Here is a 17,492-nt window from a genome sequence, read left to right as displayed (position 1 = left end):
ATATTATGAGTACTAAAATAGGAATAAACGGATTTGGTCGAATTGGAAGAATCGCTTTTAGAATTGCCAGCGAAAGAGAAGATGTAGAAGTTGTGGGAATTAACGACCTGCTGGATGTAGACCATCTTGCATATCTTTTAAAATATGACTCAGTTCACGGAAACTTTAATGGTACTGTGGAAATTGAAGGTGGTAATCTTGTTGTGAACGGGAAAACCGTGCGCATTACTGCCGAAAAAAATCCTGAAGATCTTAAATGGGACGAAGTTGGTGCCGAGATCGTGATGGATTGTACTGGTATTTTCACAACTAAAGATACTGCAGCAAAACACCTTACAGCAGGTGCTAAAAAAGTGGTGATCTCAGCTCCTTCAAAAGACGCTCCAATGTTCGTGATGGGTGTTAACCATCAGGATATCACAGCAGATGATAAAGTTGTTTCAAATGCATCATGTACAACCAACTGTCTTGCGCCATTGGCTAAGATCGTTGATGATGAGTTTGGTCTTGTAGAAGGTCTTATGACTACTATTCACGCTACCACAGCTACTCAAATGACAGTAGATGGTCCTTCCAGAAAAGACTGGAGAGGTGGTAGAAGTGCTTTGATCAACATTATCCCATCTTCTACAGGAGCAGCTAAAGCAGTTGGAAAAGTAATCCCAAAACTTGACGGGAAACTAACAGGTATGGCTTTTAGAGTTCCTACAGCCGATGTTTCTGTAGTTGACCTTACAGTGAGAACCGAGAAAGCTGCCTCTTATGAAGATATCAAAGCAGCCTTCAAAAAAGCTGCCGAAGGTCCTTACAAAGGAATTCTTTCTTATACCGAAGAACAAGTAGTATCTCAAGACTATGTGTCTAACCCTCACGTTTGTAACTTTGATGCAGGTGCAGGTATTGCCTTGAATGACAACTTCTTTAAGTTGGTAGCATGGTATGACAATGAGTATGGATATTCAGCTAAATTAGTAGACCTATCTGCTCACGTAGCTTCACTTAAGTAATTAATTAGAAAAAGCCCTGATATTTTCTTTCAGGGCTTTTTGATACTTTCCTATTATGATTTTAATAGCAGACGGAGGCTCCACTAAGTGTGACTGGATCTTACTAGATTCGAAAGGGGAGCAAATCATGAAAACGCGCACCAAAGGACTTAATCCTGCAGTGTTCAAAACCGAAGTACTTCAGGCAAGACTGGAGGAAAATGTTGACTTAAGCCAGGTAAAAGAAAAAGTAGAAATGGTACATTTCTACGGTGCAGGATGTGGAACCCCTAAACCTACAGCCTTACTGCAATCTATTCTTAGCTCATTCTTTTCGGGTGCCACTGAAGTAAAGGTACAGGAAGATATGGTGGCAGCTGTATATGCAGTTACCGATAAGCCGGGCATAGTATGTATTCTTGGGACCGGCTCCAACAGTTGTTATTACGACGGAAAATCTATAAGAACAGCCGCAGATTCTCTCGGTTTTATTCTAATGGATGAAGCCAGCGGAAATTACTTCGGAAAAAGGCTTATCAGAGATTACTACTATAAGAAAATGCCGAAGAAACTCGCCGAGATCTTCGAAAAAGAGTACGATCTTTCTTCAGATGCCATAAAAGAGAACATTTATAAAAAGGATAATCCCAATACATATCTCGCTCATTTTGCTGAATTCATTTTCAAGAATGAAAGAAACGGGTATTTCTATCAGCTAATAGCCGAAGGGATGCAAAACTTTATTGAACATAGAGTACTTTGCTTCAAAGAAGCTCAAAATGTGCCAATACATTTTGTAGGTTCAATCGCTTATTTTTCTCAGGATATTATCAAAGATTCTTTACAGCCTTACAGGCTTGAGGCGGGTAATTTTGTACAGCGGCCAATAGATGGAATTCTTGATTACTATAGAAAACACATCATAGGAAAATAACTTTTTACCTTCCAGTTTTTTTACATAGCAGCTGCCTCTCATAGGTGGCTGCTATTTTTTTATAAAGTCTCTAAAATGTCATTTCTGAAGACTTTTTTATGAAAGAGAATCTTTCAGCTGAAAATGATAAGGAAAGAAGATCCAGCCTTTTAAAATATCATTTATCTGAAGCCTTTTTCTTCCGAAGAAGTTAACTTTTTTATTAATCATTGCATTTTTTGCTGACAAAAGAAATTATCTGCTTCGGTTTACCTTATTACCAAAATACCTTTCAAAAATGTCATTTTTGAAAGGTATTTTAAAGAAACTATTTCCGAAGAAGGTATTATCCTTTTCCATTTTTCGCCTCGTAGATCTTTTTATCTGTAAGGTCGAGGATCATTGGGGTAATGCTGGTTTTGCCGTGTTTTACGGCCCATCTGTCGGTGCCTTCTTCCACTTCTTCAATAGGGAAAACCGTAAACCAGTAGTGTTCGCGGCCCATAGGGTCTTCCTGCTGTACAACCTTGCCATCATAATGGCGTACCGACTGGCAGGTCCAGACTATTTCGCCTTCAGGATTTCTTGGAAAATTAATGTTGAGCAATTCCATAGAAGATTCGTTCATCACTTCCTTCAGGGAAGCAACGACATAAGGTTCTAAATTGTCGAAATCGGGTTCGTTCTCGCCGACGGAGACACTCAGCGCAATTCCGCGGATCCCAAAAAGCACCGCCTGCCGGGCAGCAGAAAGTGTCCCCGAATGCCACGCCGAATTTCCCAGGTTAGCACCAATATTGATCCCCGAAAGTACAATGTCAATATCATCAAACAAATGAACGCCCAGCGCTACACAATCGGCCGGGGTCCCACTCACCCTGTATGCTTCCATTCCTTCAAAATGAATAGGAGATTTCTTATAGGTAATGGGCCGCGCCGAAGTTATTGCCTGCCCCATAGATGACTGTTCCACATCGGGTGCCATGACAATTACCTCGCCGTATTTTGAAGCGCATTTGGCCAGGCACGAAAGGCCGGGACTATATATTCCGTCGTCATTGGTTACCAGTATTTTCATAGTGCAATAGTTTTTTGGTCTTATTCCTGAAATTACAAAACTTTAGCAAAACATGAAACGAGAGAATTATAAGTCTGTGTTAATGAGTCTTTTTAACTCCTGTCAGCATCTTATATTTGAAGTAAACTCGCGTCATGAAAAAAGCTATTCTCATTCATAATCCAACAGCCGGTAATGGAAATCATGAAAAAGATAGTCTTGTTAAACAGGCAGAAAAAGTCGGTTTTGAAGTGTCATATTTCTCAACCAGTGACCCTTTTATGAAGCGATTTACCAAAGAGCAGGCCGATGTGATTTTTGTGGCAGGGGGAGATGGTACGGTGCAAAAGTTTGCTGCGTGCATGCTTGAAGCCAAAGAGAGTATAAAGCAGGTGCCGGTGCAGGTACTGCCTTACGGTACCGCCAATAATATAGCCACTACACTGGGTATAAAAGTTCCGGAAGAAGGAATTACCGCACAAAACACAAAAACAGGCTTTGATATTGGCATAGTGGAGGGAGTTGAAGAAGCGGGTTTTTTTATTGAAAGTATAGGCTGTGGTATTTTTCCGAAACTGGTGCGGGAAATGAAAGCTCTCGATGATGATGAGAAACAGGATGAGATAAAGAAGTCCCGGGAAACACTGGTGAAGGTCATTGATTTTTATGAAGCCCGCGAAGCAATTATTATTGCCGGCGATAAAGAGATCACAGGAAAATTCCTTCTCATAGAGCTAATGAATATCAGGTATATTGGGCCCAATATTGAACTCGCTCCCAACGCCGAGACCGGAGACGGATATTTTGAACTGATAACAGTGCGGGAGGAAAGAAGAGAGGAACTCAAATCTTATATAGAAGATCATCTTAACGAAAAGAATACAGCTAAGAAACTGGAAGATTTCGCCGATCTACTCAAGGTGAAGTCGCTTCGCCTCAAGTGGATAGGTAAAGATGTGCATATTGATGATGAGATTATTGAAGACTACCGGGAGGAAGAGATTAAGGTGAATAACCGAAAAGGATTTTTCACATTTTTGACACCCTAGCATTGCTTTCCATCAATTTCCTGAAACAAATAAAGGTTGCTCCGCCCAATTTCTTCTGAAGCTTGTAGCGAACTGAGTATGGGTGTGTTTTTCAGAAGGATCATTACTGTACACACTCTATTCAGCCTCAAAAAAGGCATTTTTGGCAGGTAATTTCTACGGAAGCTTTCGTGTCACGTTTCTTGATTCTTGTTGTATTCTGCTTCAGAAGTAATTCAATTGATGAGAGTTATTACTTATAACTTCCGAAGAAAAGAGATCCGTTTTTTAGCCTTTTTGAGAGGTAAAGTATTTGAAGTTTTCATTTTTATTGGCTGGAGGTGCAAAAGCAGCAATATGAGCGAGATCATATTGAATAAGGATATTTTTGTCTTCTTTTGTGCAATAAAATTATATTCTCATGAAACGCAGCCTCCTGCTTTTTACATCACTTTTGACCTTTTTTTCTACTACTGCACAAACTTTTGAAGCCGATCTGCAAATTCGGCCACGTTATGAATATCGAAACGGATACAAAACCCTTTTATCTGAAAACACAGATCCTGCTGCACAGGTTTCCCAACGCAGCCGTTTAACCCTGGGTTACCAGGATGAGGATCTTCTGGTGAAGTTTTCGGGCCAAAGTGTTGGTGTTTGGGGAGATGCTCCAACTATGCGTCTTGAAGATAATAATGCTTTTTCAATTTTTGAAGCCTACGGGCAGTACCAGGCGAATCCAAATTTGCTGTTTCGGGTTGGGCGGCAGGTGCTTTCTTACGACAATCAACGGATTCTTGGAGAGGTGAACTGGGCCCAGCAGGGGCAAAGTCATGATGCAGCCTTGCTTTCATGGAAACCAGCTTTAAATCACAGGCTCGATGTGGCCGCGGCTTACAACGCTGAAGCCGAGACCATTATTGACGCGCCTTACCTCGTGAATTCTTATCAAAACCTGCAAATGGCCTGGTATCACATGGATGTGAATAATGTTGGCTTTAGCTTTTTGCTGATGAATACAGGTTATGAATTTGACACCGTACAACAGGACAGGGAGATAGAATATATCCAGACTTTTGGGGCTTTTCACAATTTTGTCTCAGGGGAATTTTTTGGAGATTTAGGAGTATACGGCCAGGCCGGAAGCCGCAATGACAAAGATGTTTCTGCCTTGTATGCGGGGCTTAACCTCAACTACAAACTGAACAAAAACTGGAGAGCAGGCCTGGGAGGAGAGTATCTTTCAGGAACCGATATGGACGATACTTCGGGAGAAAATAAGTCTTTCACTCCACTTTTTGGAACCAATCACGCCTTTAACGGGCATATGGACTATTTTTATGTGGGCAACCACCAGAATACAGTCGGTTTGCTGGACCTCTACGGAAAGTTATCCTATGTCACTTCTAAATTTGAATTTTCGGTGGTACCACATGTCTTTTCTTCAGCAGCAAAAATAGTAGATATCGCCGGGAATGAACAAGACAGCTACCTGGGCACCGAGATCGACCTCTCTGCCGGATATAAATTCAGAAAAGATTTTGGTATAAACCTCGGATATTCTCAAATGTTTGGAAGTGATTCGCTGGAGATCCTAAAAGGTGGTGACAGTGGGCAGACACAAAACTGGGCATGGATAATGTTGAATTTTAGTCCGAAGCTTTTCAGTTTTACTAAAACCCAAAATCCCGACGCCGGTATTTAATTTCAGAAATAATATTTCAGCACAAAAAGCTGTCTGAAAAGTAATGTTTGTGGCCTTCTGATTCATTTTCAGAACCACCACTGAACAGCTTTTTAGACAGCTTTTTTTAATTTATTAAGTTGAGAGAAGTGTGCATTTCTTCTATATAAGAAGCATTATATTTGTTTTTCAAATCAACGATTAATATTACAAAATGAGAAAATTGAAGATGAAGCAGTTACTAATAATTACCTGCCTTTGGTTAGGTTTTAACGCACCGGCAGTAGCTCAAAAAGTGGCGTCTCCCAATGGGGAAGTGCAAATGCAATTCGAGTTGCTGGAAGACGGTACTCCCGCATATAGCCTTTCTTACAAAGGGAAGCCTGTTGTTAAAACCAGTACCCTGGGCTTTAAAATAAAAGATGATGAACATTCCCTACTTAATGATTTTGAAGTAATTGAACGGGAAGAATCTCAGTTTGACGAGACCTGGGAGCCTGTTTGGGGAGAAGAGAGCGAGATTTTGAATAAATACAACGAACTCGCGGTAGTACTCAACCAAAAATCTACCAATCGTGAGATGATCATCCGGTTTCGGGTGTTCAATGACGGACTCGGTTTTAGGTATGAATTTCCGCAGCAGCAAAACCTGGGGCACTTTATCGTAGAAGATGAAAAAACCCAGTTTGCCATGACAGGAGATCATACAGCGTTTTGGATCCCGGGAGATTACGACACCCAGGAATATGATTATATTGAATCAAAACTTTCTGAAATTAGAGGAGAAATGGAAGGTTCTATTACAGATAACCTTTCCCAAACCTCATTTTCGGATACCGGAGTGCAAACTTCACTCTTGATGAAAACAGATGAAGGACTTTACATCAATCTGCATGAAGCTGCTTTGCTTGATTATTCTGCAATGCACCTGGAGCTGGATGATGAGAACATGATCTTTGAATCATGGCTTACCCCCGATGTAACCGGAAATAAAGCTTACATGATCGCGCCGGGAAAAACTCCCTGGAGAACGATTATTGTGAGCGATGATGCCCGTGATATTCTGGCTTCAAGAATGACCTACAACCTTAACGATCCTGTAGCTATTGACGATACTTCATGGATAAAGCCGGTAAAGTACGTAGGCGTATGGTGGGAAATGATCACCGGGAAAAGTTCCTGGCATTACACCAACGACTTTCCTGCTGTAAAACTGGGGGAGACCGATTATGAGAATGCCACTCCCAATGATACCCACGGGGCAACCACAAAAAATGTAAAGCGGTATATTGACTTTGCTGCGAAACACGGCTTTGACGGAGTGCTTGTAGAAGGCTGGAATATTGGATGGGAAGACTGGTTTGGGAATTCCAAAGATTATGTTTTTGACTTTATGACTCCGTATCCAGACTTCGATTTGGAGGAAGTAAGAGATTATGCTAAGAGCAAAGGTGTTGAGATGATCATGCACCATGAGACCTCTTCTTCGGTAAGAAACTATGAGCGTCACCTTGATTCTGCATATCAGTTCATGAAAGATCACGGCTACAATGCTGTAAAAAGTGGATATGTGGGTGACATCCTGCCAAGAGGGGAGAACCACTACAGCCAATGGCTGGTAGAGCATTATCAATATGCCATCGAAAAAGCCGCCGATTATGAGATCATGGTGAATGCTCACGAGGCGGTAAGACCTACAGGAATTGCCCGCACCTGGCCAAATCTCATCGGAAACGAATCGGCTCGTGGTACCGAGTATCAGGCGTTTGGAGGCTCAAAGCCAAATCACGTAACTGTCTTGCCTTTCACGAGATTGATTGGCGGACCTATGGATTACACGCCGGGAATTTTTGAAATGGACATTAGCAAAGCGAACCCAGATAATGATTCCTGGGTGAACAGTACAATTGCAAATCAGTTGGCGTTATATGTAACCATGTATTCTCCGCTGCAAATGGCTGCAGATTTCCCGGAGAACTACGAACGTTTTATGGATGCTTTTCAGTTTATAAAAGATGTGGGAATGGATTGGGAAGAGAGTGTTTATCTTGAAGCTGAACCGGGAGATTACATCACAATTGCACGAAAAGAAAAAGGTACAAATGACTGGTTTGTTGGGAACGTGAATGGGGAGCAGCCAAGAACTTCAAAGATTAAATTTGATTTTCTTGATGGATACAAAACCTATATAGCGACGATATATTCAGATGCTAAAGATGCGCATTACAAAGATAATCCGCAGGCATACGAGATAAGAAAGGTAGTAGTGAACAACAAATCTAAGTTGTCGCAGCGTTCGGCTGCGGGTGGTGGATACGCCATCAGCATCATGGAAGCAGATAAATCTGAAACCAGAGGCCTTAGAAGATTGTAGTTAAAATAAATTTCTTCTGAAGAACCGCTTAAAATGTCATTTTTAAGCGGTTTTTTTATTGCTGTTTCAGAAAATTTAATTGCACTTTTTTGAATTTCAGTTCTACTGAAGCTGAATAAATTCACAAGGAAATAGCTTCCGCTGAAGTATTGAAATCAGAAATAAATGTTAGGATTCTGTTTAAATTTCAACCTTCTCCTGAAGTTTTTGTACTTTAAAATTTGAATCAAAAAATAAATTATGAAAACTGCTTCTCTACTTAAAGATCTCGAATATAATGATGAAAAACCTGCAGTTAAAGTGCTGTTGGATACCGATAGCAGCAGGGAAATAAGAATAGCTATGAAAAAAGGCCAGGTCATGAAAGAACATAAAACTCCTTATCCTATTGTGGTGGAACTTTTTGAGGGCGCCATAAATTTTGGAGTAAACGGAGAAGTCCACACCATTCACAAAGGAGATCTACTGTCTTTAGAAGGTGATATACCTCACGATCTCAAAGCCGAGGAGGATAGTATAGTGCGGCTCACCCTGTCAAAATCTGATACTGCCGAGAGGGTGAAAGGTGTAGCTGAAGATTCTTAGGAATTCCTTTCTATGAAAAATGATCTAAATTAAAATGTAGCTGCTTAAAATCTCGCAATTTTGAGCAGCTACTTATATTTTAAAATTAGCAGTAAATTTTATTCCTGTCCCATTCCTTAAAGAGAAGAACCAAGGAAAATCAGGATGAGGATTAAGTTTACATATTTCTTATAAGCCTATGCTAATAGATCATTTTTAAATCTGTATGGTACAGACTTAATAGTAAAACTTCAATTAATTTGTTTTAAAACTCCAGACTTGTCCTATAGATTTTCCACCTTTTCCGTCTATTGTAACAATCATCCAATGATAAATTGTCCCGGCTGCTAAATTGTTAATTTCAAAGGCATTGGTTAATAGATTTTCTTCCAATAAAGGAGGATTTTCAGAAGTACCAAAGTAAAGATCATACTTCAGTTCGTCATTATCCAGATCTATAGATTCCCAGGCTAATTCTACTACTGAACCGTATATTTTATATTCTTTAGGACTTAATTTTTTCGGAACAGACGGCAATGAATTTGTACTTGGTGCTTCTTCAGTATAAAAGTTGCGAACAGCTGAATAGGCACTGGTATTTCCTTTGCTATCTTTAGCAACCACCCTCCAGTAATAATTCATGCCTTTATCGACTTGTTTGTTGACGGTCAGGGAACTGAGTTCTTTTCTATAGTATATCTCAGAAAAATCACTTGATGTTGAAATCTCGAATACGTAAGAAACATTCTCCCCTTCAGGGTCTGTTGCAGAAATCCAGCTAAAATCCAGCTCGTTATCTATACAGAACAGGTTGTCTTCAGGATTTAATAAGACTGGTACTTCCGGAGCTTTATTTTGTTTTTTGTTTTCATCTGTTGGCTCAGAGTCAGCAGAACATGCAAAGAACAGAAAGCAGAGAATAATAAATTTTAAATTTTTCATCTTTTCACAAATTGAATAGTGTGCGGAATTTTTAATTTCAATACTGCATAATAAACACCGGGTTTCAGATCTTCAACATCGATTGTTAGCAGATGGTTCTTGATGCTATAAGTAGCTGAAGAAATAAGCTGGCCAGATCCATTGTAGAGATGCACCGGAAGTTTTCCGAAATTGCCTTCGGGAATTGTAATATGTAGTTCTGCAGTAGTTGGATTAGGAAAAGCTACCATTAAGTCACTTCCTTCAACATTTAAGGCTAACTTTCCTTCGCAGGCTTTTCCAGAGGAAATTTCCAATGTTCCTTTACCATTCGTTAATACAGAAAACTCAGAAGAAGCGTAAGTGTCAATAAGTTTTCCGTTGAGCGTGGCTATAAAAGGAGCTGTGCCATTTTCAATATTGACATTTACAAAATTTCCGGTGGGACGGGGCATTGACTGCATCACGCCTTCAAGGAAACCACCAGAATCTATCCTAAATTCAAAACACTGCTGGAAATCTGTACGGGATTCAATAGTGATACAAATAGTATAGTCATCTGGCTTAAGGTTCCCGAGCATTAATTCTTTAAAAAAACTATAAGCTTTTCCATTTATTTCGGCAAGAAAGGGATGTTCTTCTGAAGCTTCAATAAAAAGTTCCCCATTGTCTTTACCTGCACATGTCTCATTACTAATTTCAATTGTAAAGAGATCTGTCGATAAATTTTCCGAGGGAATTTCATCTACAGGAAGAACGGCTATTTCGCCATTTTGGATGGCGTAGAGTTCCTCCCCGCTTTCACTGGTGCTTCCAAGGAAATAGAGAACATTCTTACCGGCGACAAGTTTATTAATCATTAAGTCATCTGTTGGAACACCTCCGTTGACGGTATAAGAAATCAAATCCGTATTCTCGGGGCTTCCATCTGTTCGCCAGATTTCCGGAGTATTATATGCATCCTTAAAATAAATATTATCTTGAAAACAGGCCAGAGAACTTATATAGTTATAAACTCCCTCGGTTGTTTTGGTCAACCTGATGGTGGTTTCAGGTGAACCTGCAGTTCTCCATAGTTCGGCTCCGTTGTAACTATTCTCTTTCTCGGCTACGAAATAGACGTAGTCCCCACAGGTGGTGATGACGTTAATATCCGGATGAACTCCAATTGTTCCACCATCGACCATTAGCTTTGTGCCTTCCAATGTTCCGTCAGTTTTATAAACAGATTCTCTAAATGTTTCGGGGTTTTTGGCAACGAAATATAATTCATCATTTAGTACGGTCATGAATTGGATATCTCCACCACTACTACCTCCAAAAGCTTTCAGGTGTATTGTTCCCTCGGTAGTTCCGTCCGAAGAAAAAAGATCATGAGCACCATAGGTGCTGTTTTGAAGATCGGCGGTAAGAATAAGTTTGTTATTGAGCGCTCTAATTTGTCGGAGACCCTGAAGGTTTTTTACTTTCACAGTACCACCGGATGTTCCGTCAGATTTCCATAAGGCAGGTCCAGTATTGTCAGCACCTCTAAAATAGATGGTGTTATTCAAAGACACAATATTAGAAGCACCACCAGTTGCGGCTCCGGGATATAGATCCTTAACTAATTTTGTTCCTGAAGGAGTTCCATCACTCATCCATAATTCATTACCATGGACTCCATCATTGGCTCTAAAAAACAACTTATCACCAACAACAGAAAAAGTTTTACTGTAACCTTCACTGGTCATACTACTTCTGGATCCCGGTGCTATATCTTTTATCATTTGAGTACCACTGGCGGTGCCATCACTTACCCACAGTTCATAGCCATACTCTGCATCTACAGCACTAAAATATAGCTTGCCATTCATCTCAATCATTTCAGAATTTTCGTCTATGGCCATGTAGTCTGAATTGATCTCTTTTACTCTTTTTGTGCCTTCAAGGGTTCCATTACTTATAAATAAATTATTTCCATGGGAATATTTTCTAGCACTAAAATATAACAGGCCATCAATGTCAAGGAAGTTGTTGGCGTTGCTACTCCACCAGTGATTAAAATCCTTAAAGAGTTTTGTGCCATCTGCTGTTCCATCGGTTACCCATAATTCGTGACCATGAATTATTGAGTTTGCCACAAAATAAACTTTGTGTTCAAATTCAATAAATTCAAAATTGAAGCTGGAGAGATTAGTAGTTATATCTACTTCGTTTAGTGGGATGGTGCCGTTCTCTGTACCATCACTTGTCCAAAGCTGAGAAAGTTCCTGGTTATTTGCAGAAGCCACAAAAAGAACTCTATCTCCAAAGCTTTTTAAATGCCCTATATAGGTCGAGTTACTACCGGGACTAATATCTTTTACGATCAAGGTTCCTTCCTCGGTTCCATCTGTTTTCCATAGTTCGGCTCCGTTAATGTCATCATTAGCGACAAAAAAGACCGTATTTCCTGAAGTAGCAAAATTATCAGAAGAACTATAAAAACTGAAGGTATCCCCCTGCTGTGTGATGTTTTTAACCATTACAGTTCCATTTTCGGTTCCATCGCTTTTCCATAGTTCATACCCATTTTGCCCATCTGTAGCTATAAAAAAAATTCCGTGTGGAGTTACTGTACCAATCAGGTGGGTAGCAGCATTGCCGTTAGGATTAATATCTTTTATCATGACAGTGCCTTCTTCAGTTCCATCGCTTTTATAAAGCTCATTTCCATTCTGCCCATCTTCGGCCATAAAGTATAATTGATCATCAAATTCTAAGAAATGTATATTGTTGTAAAATGCACTTTGAGCAGCATGAATATCTTTTAATAAAATAGTGCCCACAGAGGTTCCATCAGTTTTCCATATTTCTCTACCAGATTTTCCATCATTAGCTGTAAAATATAGATGGTTATTTAATTCAAAAAATCCGGAGGGATGACTTCCATTCAACCCTTCATTTATATCCTTAAAAAGTCTGGTTCCTTCAGAGGTGCCGTCGCTTACCCACAATTCGTTTCCTGCGGCTTCCCCAGAAGATTGAAAAAAAGCTTTTCCCTGAAATATGAACATTTCATAAACAAGAATATCTTTAATAGGATAGGTGCCATTTTCAGTCCCATCGCTAACCCAGAGTTGAGGATCTGAAGACCAATTAATACGGGCCTGGAAAAACAACATATCTCCAATTACCCCCAATGGAATAACACCTGAATCTCTGTCACCTTCAGCTATGTCTTTAACCATTCGGGTATTTTCAAGGTTTCCGTCAGTAAACCACAGTTCTCTTCCGTTATGGCGATCTATAGCGGTGAAATAAAAACCAGAATCAGATTTAATAAACTCGCTGGGATTACTGTCATTGGCAAAATATAGCTCAATTAAACTGGCATTAAAATTTTGGCTGAAAGAATCTGTGATGTTAAACAGGGATAGAATGAGGACGAGAAAGTAAATTTGTTTCATGTGGGCGATGATGTTATCTCTTCTATAAAATTGGTAGATGCTTAAATATCATCTATCAACATTAATAATATACCTATAGAAGAATCGGTTTATTTGTTCTGGCTAATGGTAGGGAAGAAGCCGGAATGTTATCAGATTGTAAATCTAAAAATTTTCTTAAAATACAAGATTTATTTTGTAAAGAATTTACTACACTAAAGATTTATTAATTGACATAAACTTTATTGAAAAAAATGTTCATTTGGCAGACGGGAAAAAATATGTAGCCGGCTAATAAAAAAAACCTGCCCCTAATTAATTAGGAACAGGTTTTTTTATAATCAAAATGGCAATAAATATCTCTGTTTTTTCTCTAGCAGCAACCAGAATCGGGAGTACAACATGCACCCTGCGATTGCAGGTCTACCATTTTTAATTTAGGTTTATCTTTTACAGCGCCCGGTTTTTCTGCATAAACCGTAATACTAAAGATCCCGGTTGCTCCTTGCTTAAAGGCGGTCATATCTTCCGTAGAAAGATATTTCTCCAGAATATCATCGGGGATGGTAATAGGTTTTTCTTTTTGAAGAGTTACATTTTTGAAACCTGCATCTTTAATGTGCTGCAGATAACCCTCTTTTTGTATGGCTCCTGCCACACATCCCGCATACATTTCTGCGTCTTCACGTAAAGCTTCAGGCAATTCCCCCACTAAGACAATATCCGAAATACTAAAATGCCCGCCAGGTTTTAAAACCCTGTAGATCTCTTTAATTACTTTCGGCTTATCGGGTACCAGGTTAAGTACGCAGTTACTCACAATCACATCGGCGCTACCTTCATTCACCGGCATTTCGTCAATATCTCCTTCGCGGAATTCTACGTTGTTAAAACCAAGTTTTTCGGCATTAATACGGGCTTTAGCGATCATGGCAGGAGTAAAATCTATACCTATTACTTTACCTTCCGGCCCTGTTTCATGTCGGGCTACAAAGCAGTCGTTTCCGGCACCCGATCCAAGATCTATTACGGTATCGCCCTTTTTAATACCTGCATATTGAGTAGGTAGTCCGCAGCCCAGGCCCAAATCGGCCTCTTCAACGTAACCACCGGTTCCCGTGTAATCATCCATCATGATGTTGTACACTTTATTTGAAGGTGTTGTTGCACCACAGCAGGAAGCAGCGTTCTCTGCTTTTCCCTGTTCGGCAATTTTTGCATATCGCTCCTTTACCGAATTCTTAAGTTCCTGATCCCTGTTCATATTTTAAAGTTTTGGAATAACAGTTTTTATACTCATTGTAATATTACGATAAATACTTCAGATGAGAAAATACTGCAGATTTTTTCTTCGGAAATTAAAAATAGATATTAAGACCGATCTGGGTTTTGTATTGTCTTGCTCAATGCCAGCAGCACTTTTCAGCAGAAGAAGGGAAAGCAAAATTCTATTTCATGCTTCGAAATCCCTTACTAATTCAAAGCGGCTGAATTTCTTAAAAATATAAATTCCCCATATATTCAGAGTACTATAGCCAGAAAAATAGTTCCTAAAAAGCTCATTTTTGACACTTTATGTAAAAATTTGTTTTCCTAATAAAAAGTTAATTGCTACATTTGGCTCTGCTTCCCTACGGCAAACAAGTGTTAACTCCAAATTCCAGACTGATGGAAAAGGTAATTGTTGCTGTGATCACAACTGTATTTTGTTCACTTTTTTGTTCTAAAACTGATAGGGAAGAGCCTGCCGTAAGTGCTAAGGGGGGCGGAAGCCAGTCCCGTATTCTCGATCCTCTTGAGGAGGTTGGCGCCCACGGATTTTACCCCGATTCAAAACCGACTGCTTACTGGGCTACCGATAGTTGTTTTTCTACTTACGGTAAATAAGAAAAACAACCCTTCAAAAATGCCATTTTTGAAAGGTTTCCTTTTAATGCTATTACCTGGGTAAAGATTATTGCTGTGAGTGACCTTCCGGGAGGTACAAGCTCATATTTTCAATTTGCAGCTCATCTAAATGTCCCATCTTGAGTTCATCGGCAGTGATAAGATGCATGTGTGTGTTGGAATCGTGATGCGTAAAAACTCCTTTGTGTTCTGTAGAATAAAATCCGATGATTTCTGCTTTTTCATTTTTAATGTCATAATCAACCTGATTCTCATGTGCTTCAGCCGGGGATGAAACTTTTGCTCCTTCCGGCAGGTTTAACACATGGATTTTTGCGTGGGCTACAGTTCCTTTCAGTTTAAATGCAAAGGGACTGCTGATTTTAGAAGTTCTTTCTCCAATATATTTTTCCACATCCTGAATAGTTGCAATACTATCTGGTAACACAATTTCTTCCCATTTATCTACATTTGAATACACAAAGAAAGGTGCCGATGCATCATAGCTTTTCTTTACTTCTAAACTTCCGTTTGTTGTTACTCTTGAAATATAATTTTTTCCGTCGTTGATAAGAAGTTCGCCCTGAAGATGACTTAAAGGACCCAAACCGTAAAGCCCTGTTTTATTTGCAATGGTGTCCAGGGAGAGCCTGTCTTGCAGGTCTCCTTTAAGCATTACATTTCTCATGGCTCCAATGATACTCACACCAGCAGCATGTTCTACTGTTGGGTCTTTTTTTGATGAAATACAACTTAAAATTGTCAACGTAAGTAATGCAATAACCGGTTTCTTAAATGTCATATTTTTTTAGTTGAAAAGTAAAAAATTATTTGAATAAGAATTTGAACCACTGCCCAAAATTCTTGCTTAAAAGGTGAGTTTTGGAAGGTATTAACTCCCGGGATTTTAGATTTTTTATAATTTCATTCATTGACTGGCCCTGCACATAATCAAGTCTTTTCCACTTTTCGGGCTCTAAATAAAAGAGATCTTCAAATTGTTTGTAATTGGTTTCATTGATCTGCCTCCACTTGTCGAGAAAGATCTCCCCGTTCACCTGGTGCGAATGCCCCCAGTTGGAGAACTTTGTCTTTATTTCGTCTTCACTTCTCGACAAACATTCGTGTATAACAATATGCGGAACGTAGATTACCCTTTGCCTGGTATTTCTCCCTGTGACATAATCGGGATAGTTGGTGGCAAATTTTTGATTTCGGGGTTTCGATACGTACAAAATGCCATTCCCAGTATATTTATACAGGTTAATGTAGTAACCTGCAATCTGGATTCGGTTCTTTTCGGGATACTTGTTGCGCGATCTCAGGGCTTCAGCAAAAGCTTTAAAATCTATAAAATATTCATCACTGTCTACCTGTATCAGCCAGTTCCCTATGCCCATTTTTGAAGCCAGCATTTTTCTTTCCCTTACCTCATTTTCCATAGGTGAGAGATTAGGATGAAAAAAATCATCTCTGTAAATGCTGATCTTATTTTCTGTGTCGAAAGTCTCAAGCCAGTCAAAAAATTGCTCCTCAACCTGAAATTTGCTGCCCGTCCACGTTCTTAGATCTTTATCGAGCGCAATGATTATAGAATCGGCTTCCCTGTACACCAATGGAAGGGAGGTTTTGAGTAACCGGTAATCATAAGACATTAAAAAACCGACCTGAATTTTATTCATTTTGCTGATGTAAGCTGTTGTTTTTTCTGAAAAGTACAGCCGGTACTTTTTCTTTTACTGAAGTAGAATTTCCCATGGAATACTTTTTTTTCATAGGATCCAGATCGTAAGGAGTAAGCATAGCACGATGATGATGAAATTATTTAATGCCCTTACCAGCCAGCTTTGCTTCGACCAGTTATGCTTCAGAATTTTTGTTAGTAATACAGCAAAACTCATTAAAAGAAACCATACTGTAAAGAAAAATGATGTTTTTCCGCGCAATAGTACTGTTACGGTATCGTGAATTAAACCACTTACTAAAAAAGTAATGACCAATGCAATGGATGCGGGGAAAATCCTCTTTGATGGTTTAAAAATAAATTTTCCGAGGTAGTAGCCAAAAATAGGATTCCAGTATGTCCAGAAGGTCGAGAAGTTCTTAGCCCCAAAGGAGCGGGAAAGATTGTTGCGCAATGACCCCCGACTTCCCATGGAAACCCCATTTCTTTTCTTTACGTAATCTGAAAGATTGATATTCAATTAAAAGTTTTTATATAATTCTGGTGCCGGGATTCAGAAACATTTAATTTAAATCAATTTAAGAATATTTCTAAAACTTGCAGGTAGTTGTGTTTTATCCTAACTCATTTGCAGTTCCTTAGCATTCTAATTAAACTTTTACATAGATAAATTTCCATTAATTAAAGTAGGGCCGTGAATGTCAAGCCGCTGTTGCGACGGGTTTGTGGTCCCCTGTAAAGCCATTTTTTTTAAATATTAATCCTCAGAGTTGCTTTTGTGGTTACGACCTATTAAAATCCTGCTGCAGCGTCGTCACCCCGCGGATCGGCACCAGCTTCCAGCTTTCCTGTAGGCAATACAAGAATGGCATCTACCTTTCCAATAATAGTAGATTCTCCCACTTCAATGTTGTAGCCTTTTTGCTGTAGCGTATTGAATGTGGTTTCAGAAAAACCATTCGGTTCAAAACGCACTTCGTCTGGTAG

The 17,492-nt window shown here is 39.4% G+C and carries 15 protein-coding genes; 7 read left to right on the top strand and 8 right to left on the bottom strand.

Going from position 1 to position 17,492, the window contains the following annotated elements; translation table 11 throughout:
• Positions 1-5 precede the first annotated feature (5 nt).
• Positions 6-1,007 (top strand): type I glyceraldehyde-3-phosphate dehydrogenase, encoded by a 1,002-nt coding sequence (gap, locus tag OQ279_RS15955; RefSeq protein ID WP_266071032.1) that lies wholly within the window; start codon positions 6-8, stop codon positions 1,005-1,007.
• A gap of 55 nt (positions 1,008-1,062) precedes the next feature.
• Entirely contained in the window at positions 1,063-1,920 is an 858-nt protein-coding gene (locus OQ279_RS15950; protein ID WP_266071030.1) for a BadF/BadG/BcrA/BcrD ATPase family protein, read from the top strand.
• 325 nt (positions 1,921-2,245) lie between these two features.
• On the opposite strand, the gene surE is transcribed toward OQ279_RS15950, so the two are convergent.
• Entirely contained in the window at positions 2,246-2,977 is a 732-nt protein-coding gene (surE, locus tag OQ279_RS15945) for a 5'/3'-nucleotidase SurE (RefSeq protein ID WP_266071028.1), read from the bottom strand.
• Between the two features lie 134 nt (positions 2,978-3,111).
• Here surE and OQ279_RS15940 point away from each other — a divergent pair, with 134 nt between their 5' ends.
• The 4 genes from OQ279_RS15940 to OQ279_RS15925 all read left to right on the top strand — a co-directional run bounded on the left by OQ279_RS15940 (position 3,112) and on the right by OQ279_RS15925 (position 8,624).
• Complete coding sequence (locus OQ279_RS15940; protein ID WP_266071027.1) at positions 3,112-4,005, top strand: diacylglycerol/lipid kinase family protein; 894 nt, start codon at positions 3,112-3,114, stop codon at positions 4,003-4,005.
• Positions 4,006-4,405: 400 nt separating this feature from the next.
• Positions 4,406-5,686, top strand: a complete 1,281-nt coding sequence (locus OQ279_RS15935; protein WP_266071025.1) for an alginate export family protein — start codon at positions 4,406-4,408, stop codon at positions 5,684-5,686.
• Positions 5,687-5,894: 208 nt separating this feature from the next.
• Positions 5,895-8,039, top strand: a complete 2,145-nt coding sequence (locus OQ279_RS15930) for a glycoside hydrolase family 97 protein (protein ID WP_370866537.1) — start codon at positions 5,895-5,897, stop codon at positions 8,037-8,039.
• A gap of 240 nt (positions 8,040-8,279) precedes the next feature.
• A complete protein-coding gene (locus tag OQ279_RS15925) occupies positions 8,280-8,624 on the top strand; it encodes a cupin domain-containing protein (protein ID WP_266071021.1) in 345 nt (114 codons plus the stop codon).
• Positions 8,625-8,858: 234 nt separating this feature from the next.
• Here OQ279_RS15925 and OQ279_RS15920 read toward each other — a convergent pair whose 3' ends face one another.
• The 3 genes from OQ279_RS15920 to OQ279_RS15910 form a co-directional block, all read right to left on the bottom strand.
• Positions 8,859-9,545, bottom strand: a complete 687-nt coding sequence (locus tag OQ279_RS15920; protein WP_266071020.1) for a fibronectin type III domain-containing protein — start codon at positions 9,543-9,545, stop codon at positions 8,859-8,861.
• Entirely contained in the window at positions 9,542-12,955 is a 3,414-nt protein-coding gene (locus OQ279_RS15915; RefSeq protein WP_266071019.1) for an ELWxxDGT repeat protein, read from the bottom strand. The genes OQ279_RS15920 and OQ279_RS15915 overlap by 4 nt, the downstream gene beginning before the upstream one ends.
• A gap of 352 nt (positions 12,956-13,307) precedes the next feature.
• Positions 13,308-14,198: an arsenite methyltransferase gene (locus OQ279_RS15910; RefSeq protein WP_266071018.1), complete on the bottom strand. Its 891-nt coding sequence runs from the start codon at positions 14,196-14,198 to the stop codon at positions 13,308-13,310.
• Positions 14,199-14,602: 404 nt separating this feature from the next.
• On the opposite strand from OQ279_RS15910, the gene OQ279_RS15905 reads away from it, so the two are divergent.
• Complete coding sequence (locus OQ279_RS15905; protein WP_266071016.1) at positions 14,603-14,821, top strand: hypothetical protein; 219 nt, start codon at positions 14,603-14,605, stop codon at positions 14,819-14,821.
• A gap of 67 nt (positions 14,822-14,888) precedes the next feature.
• Here OQ279_RS15905 and OQ279_RS15900 read toward each other — a convergent pair whose 3' ends face one another.
• The 4 genes from OQ279_RS15900 to OQ279_RS15885 all read right to left on the bottom strand — a co-directional run.
• Positions 14,889-15,623, bottom strand: a complete 735-nt coding sequence (locus OQ279_RS15900) for an acetolactate decarboxylase (RefSeq protein WP_266071015.1) — start codon at positions 15,621-15,623, stop codon at positions 14,889-14,891.
• A 25-nt stretch (positions 15,624-15,648) separates the two neighbouring features.
• Positions 15,649-16,503, bottom strand: coding sequence for a hypothetical protein (locus OQ279_RS15895; protein ID WP_266071014.1), 855 nt, complete (start codon positions 16,501-16,503; stop codon positions 15,649-15,651).
• Between the two features lie 90 nt (positions 16,504-16,593).
• On the bottom strand, positions 16,594-17,025 hold the full coding sequence (locus OQ279_RS15890; RefSeq protein WP_266071013.1) for an MBOAT family O-acyltransferase: 432 nt from the start codon (positions 17,023-17,025) through the stop codon (positions 16,594-16,596).
• A 272-nt stretch (positions 17,026-17,297) separates the two neighbouring features.
• Positions 17,298-17,492: gamma-glutamyltransferase (locus tag OQ279_RS15885; protein ID WP_266071011.1), on the bottom strand; the 195-nt coding region annotated here is incomplete at its 5' end.

Source organism: Salinimicrobium profundisediminis, from assembly GCF_026241755.1.
GTDB classification, from domain to species: Bacteria; Bacteroidota; Bacteroidia; order Flavobacteriales; family Flavobacteriaceae; genus Salinimicrobium; species Salinimicrobium profundisediminis.
This window is presented reverse-complemented; position numbering and strand designations above follow the sequence as displayed.

What these genes read in the sequence shown, in the direction of transcription:
- OQ279_RS15935 (WP_266071025.1), top strand. Translation starts at nt 4,406, where the DNA reads ATGAAACGCAGCCTCCTGCTTTTTACATCACTTTTGACCTTTTTTTCT.
- OQ279_RS15925 (WP_266071021.1), top strand. Translation starts at nt 8,280, where the DNA reads ATGAAAACTGCTTCTCTACTTAAAGATCTCGAATATAATGATGAAAAA.
- OQ279_RS15895 (WP_266071014.1), bottom strand. Translation starts at nt 16,503, where the DNA reads ATGAATAAAATTCAGGTCGGTTTTTTAATGTCTTATGATTACCGGTTA.
- OQ279_RS15920 (WP_266071020.1), bottom strand. Translation starts at nt 9,545, where the DNA reads ATGAAAAATTTAAAATTTATTATTCTCTGCTTTCTGTTCTTTGCATGT.
- OQ279_RS15905 (WP_266071016.1), top strand. Translation starts at nt 14,603, where the DNA reads ATGGAAAAGGTAATTGTTGCTGTGATCACAACTGTATTTTGTTCACTT.
- surE (WP_266071028.1), bottom strand. Translation starts at nt 2,977, where the DNA reads ATGAAAATACTGGTAACCAATGACGACGGAATATATAGTCCCGGCCTT.
- OQ279_RS15930 (WP_370866537.1), top strand. Translation starts at nt 5,895, where the DNA reads ATGAAGCAGTTACTAATAATTACCTGCCTTTGGTTAGGTTTTAACGCA.
- OQ279_RS15950 (WP_266071030.1), top strand. Translation starts at nt 1,063, where the DNA reads ATGATTTTAATAGCAGACGGAGGCTCCACTAAGTGTGACTGGATCTTA.
- gap (WP_266071032.1), top strand. Translation starts at nt 6, where the DNA reads ATGAGTACTAAAATAGGAATAAACGGATTTGGTCGAATTGGAAGAATC.
- OQ279_RS15910 (WP_266071018.1), bottom strand. Translation starts at nt 14,198, where the DNA reads ATGAACAGGGATCAGGAACTTAAGAATTCGGTAAAGGAGCGATATGCA.
- OQ279_RS15900 (WP_266071015.1), bottom strand. Translation starts at nt 15,623, where the DNA reads ATGACATTTAAGAAACCGGTTATTGCATTACTTACGTTGACAATTTTA.
- OQ279_RS15940 (WP_266071027.1), top strand. Translation starts at nt 3,112, where the DNA reads ATGAAAAAAGCTATTCTCATTCATAATCCAACAGCCGGTAATGGAAAT.
- OQ279_RS15915 (WP_266071019.1), bottom strand. Translation starts at nt 12,955, where the DNA reads ATGAAACAAATTTACTTTCTCGTCCTCATTCTATCCCTGTTTAACATC.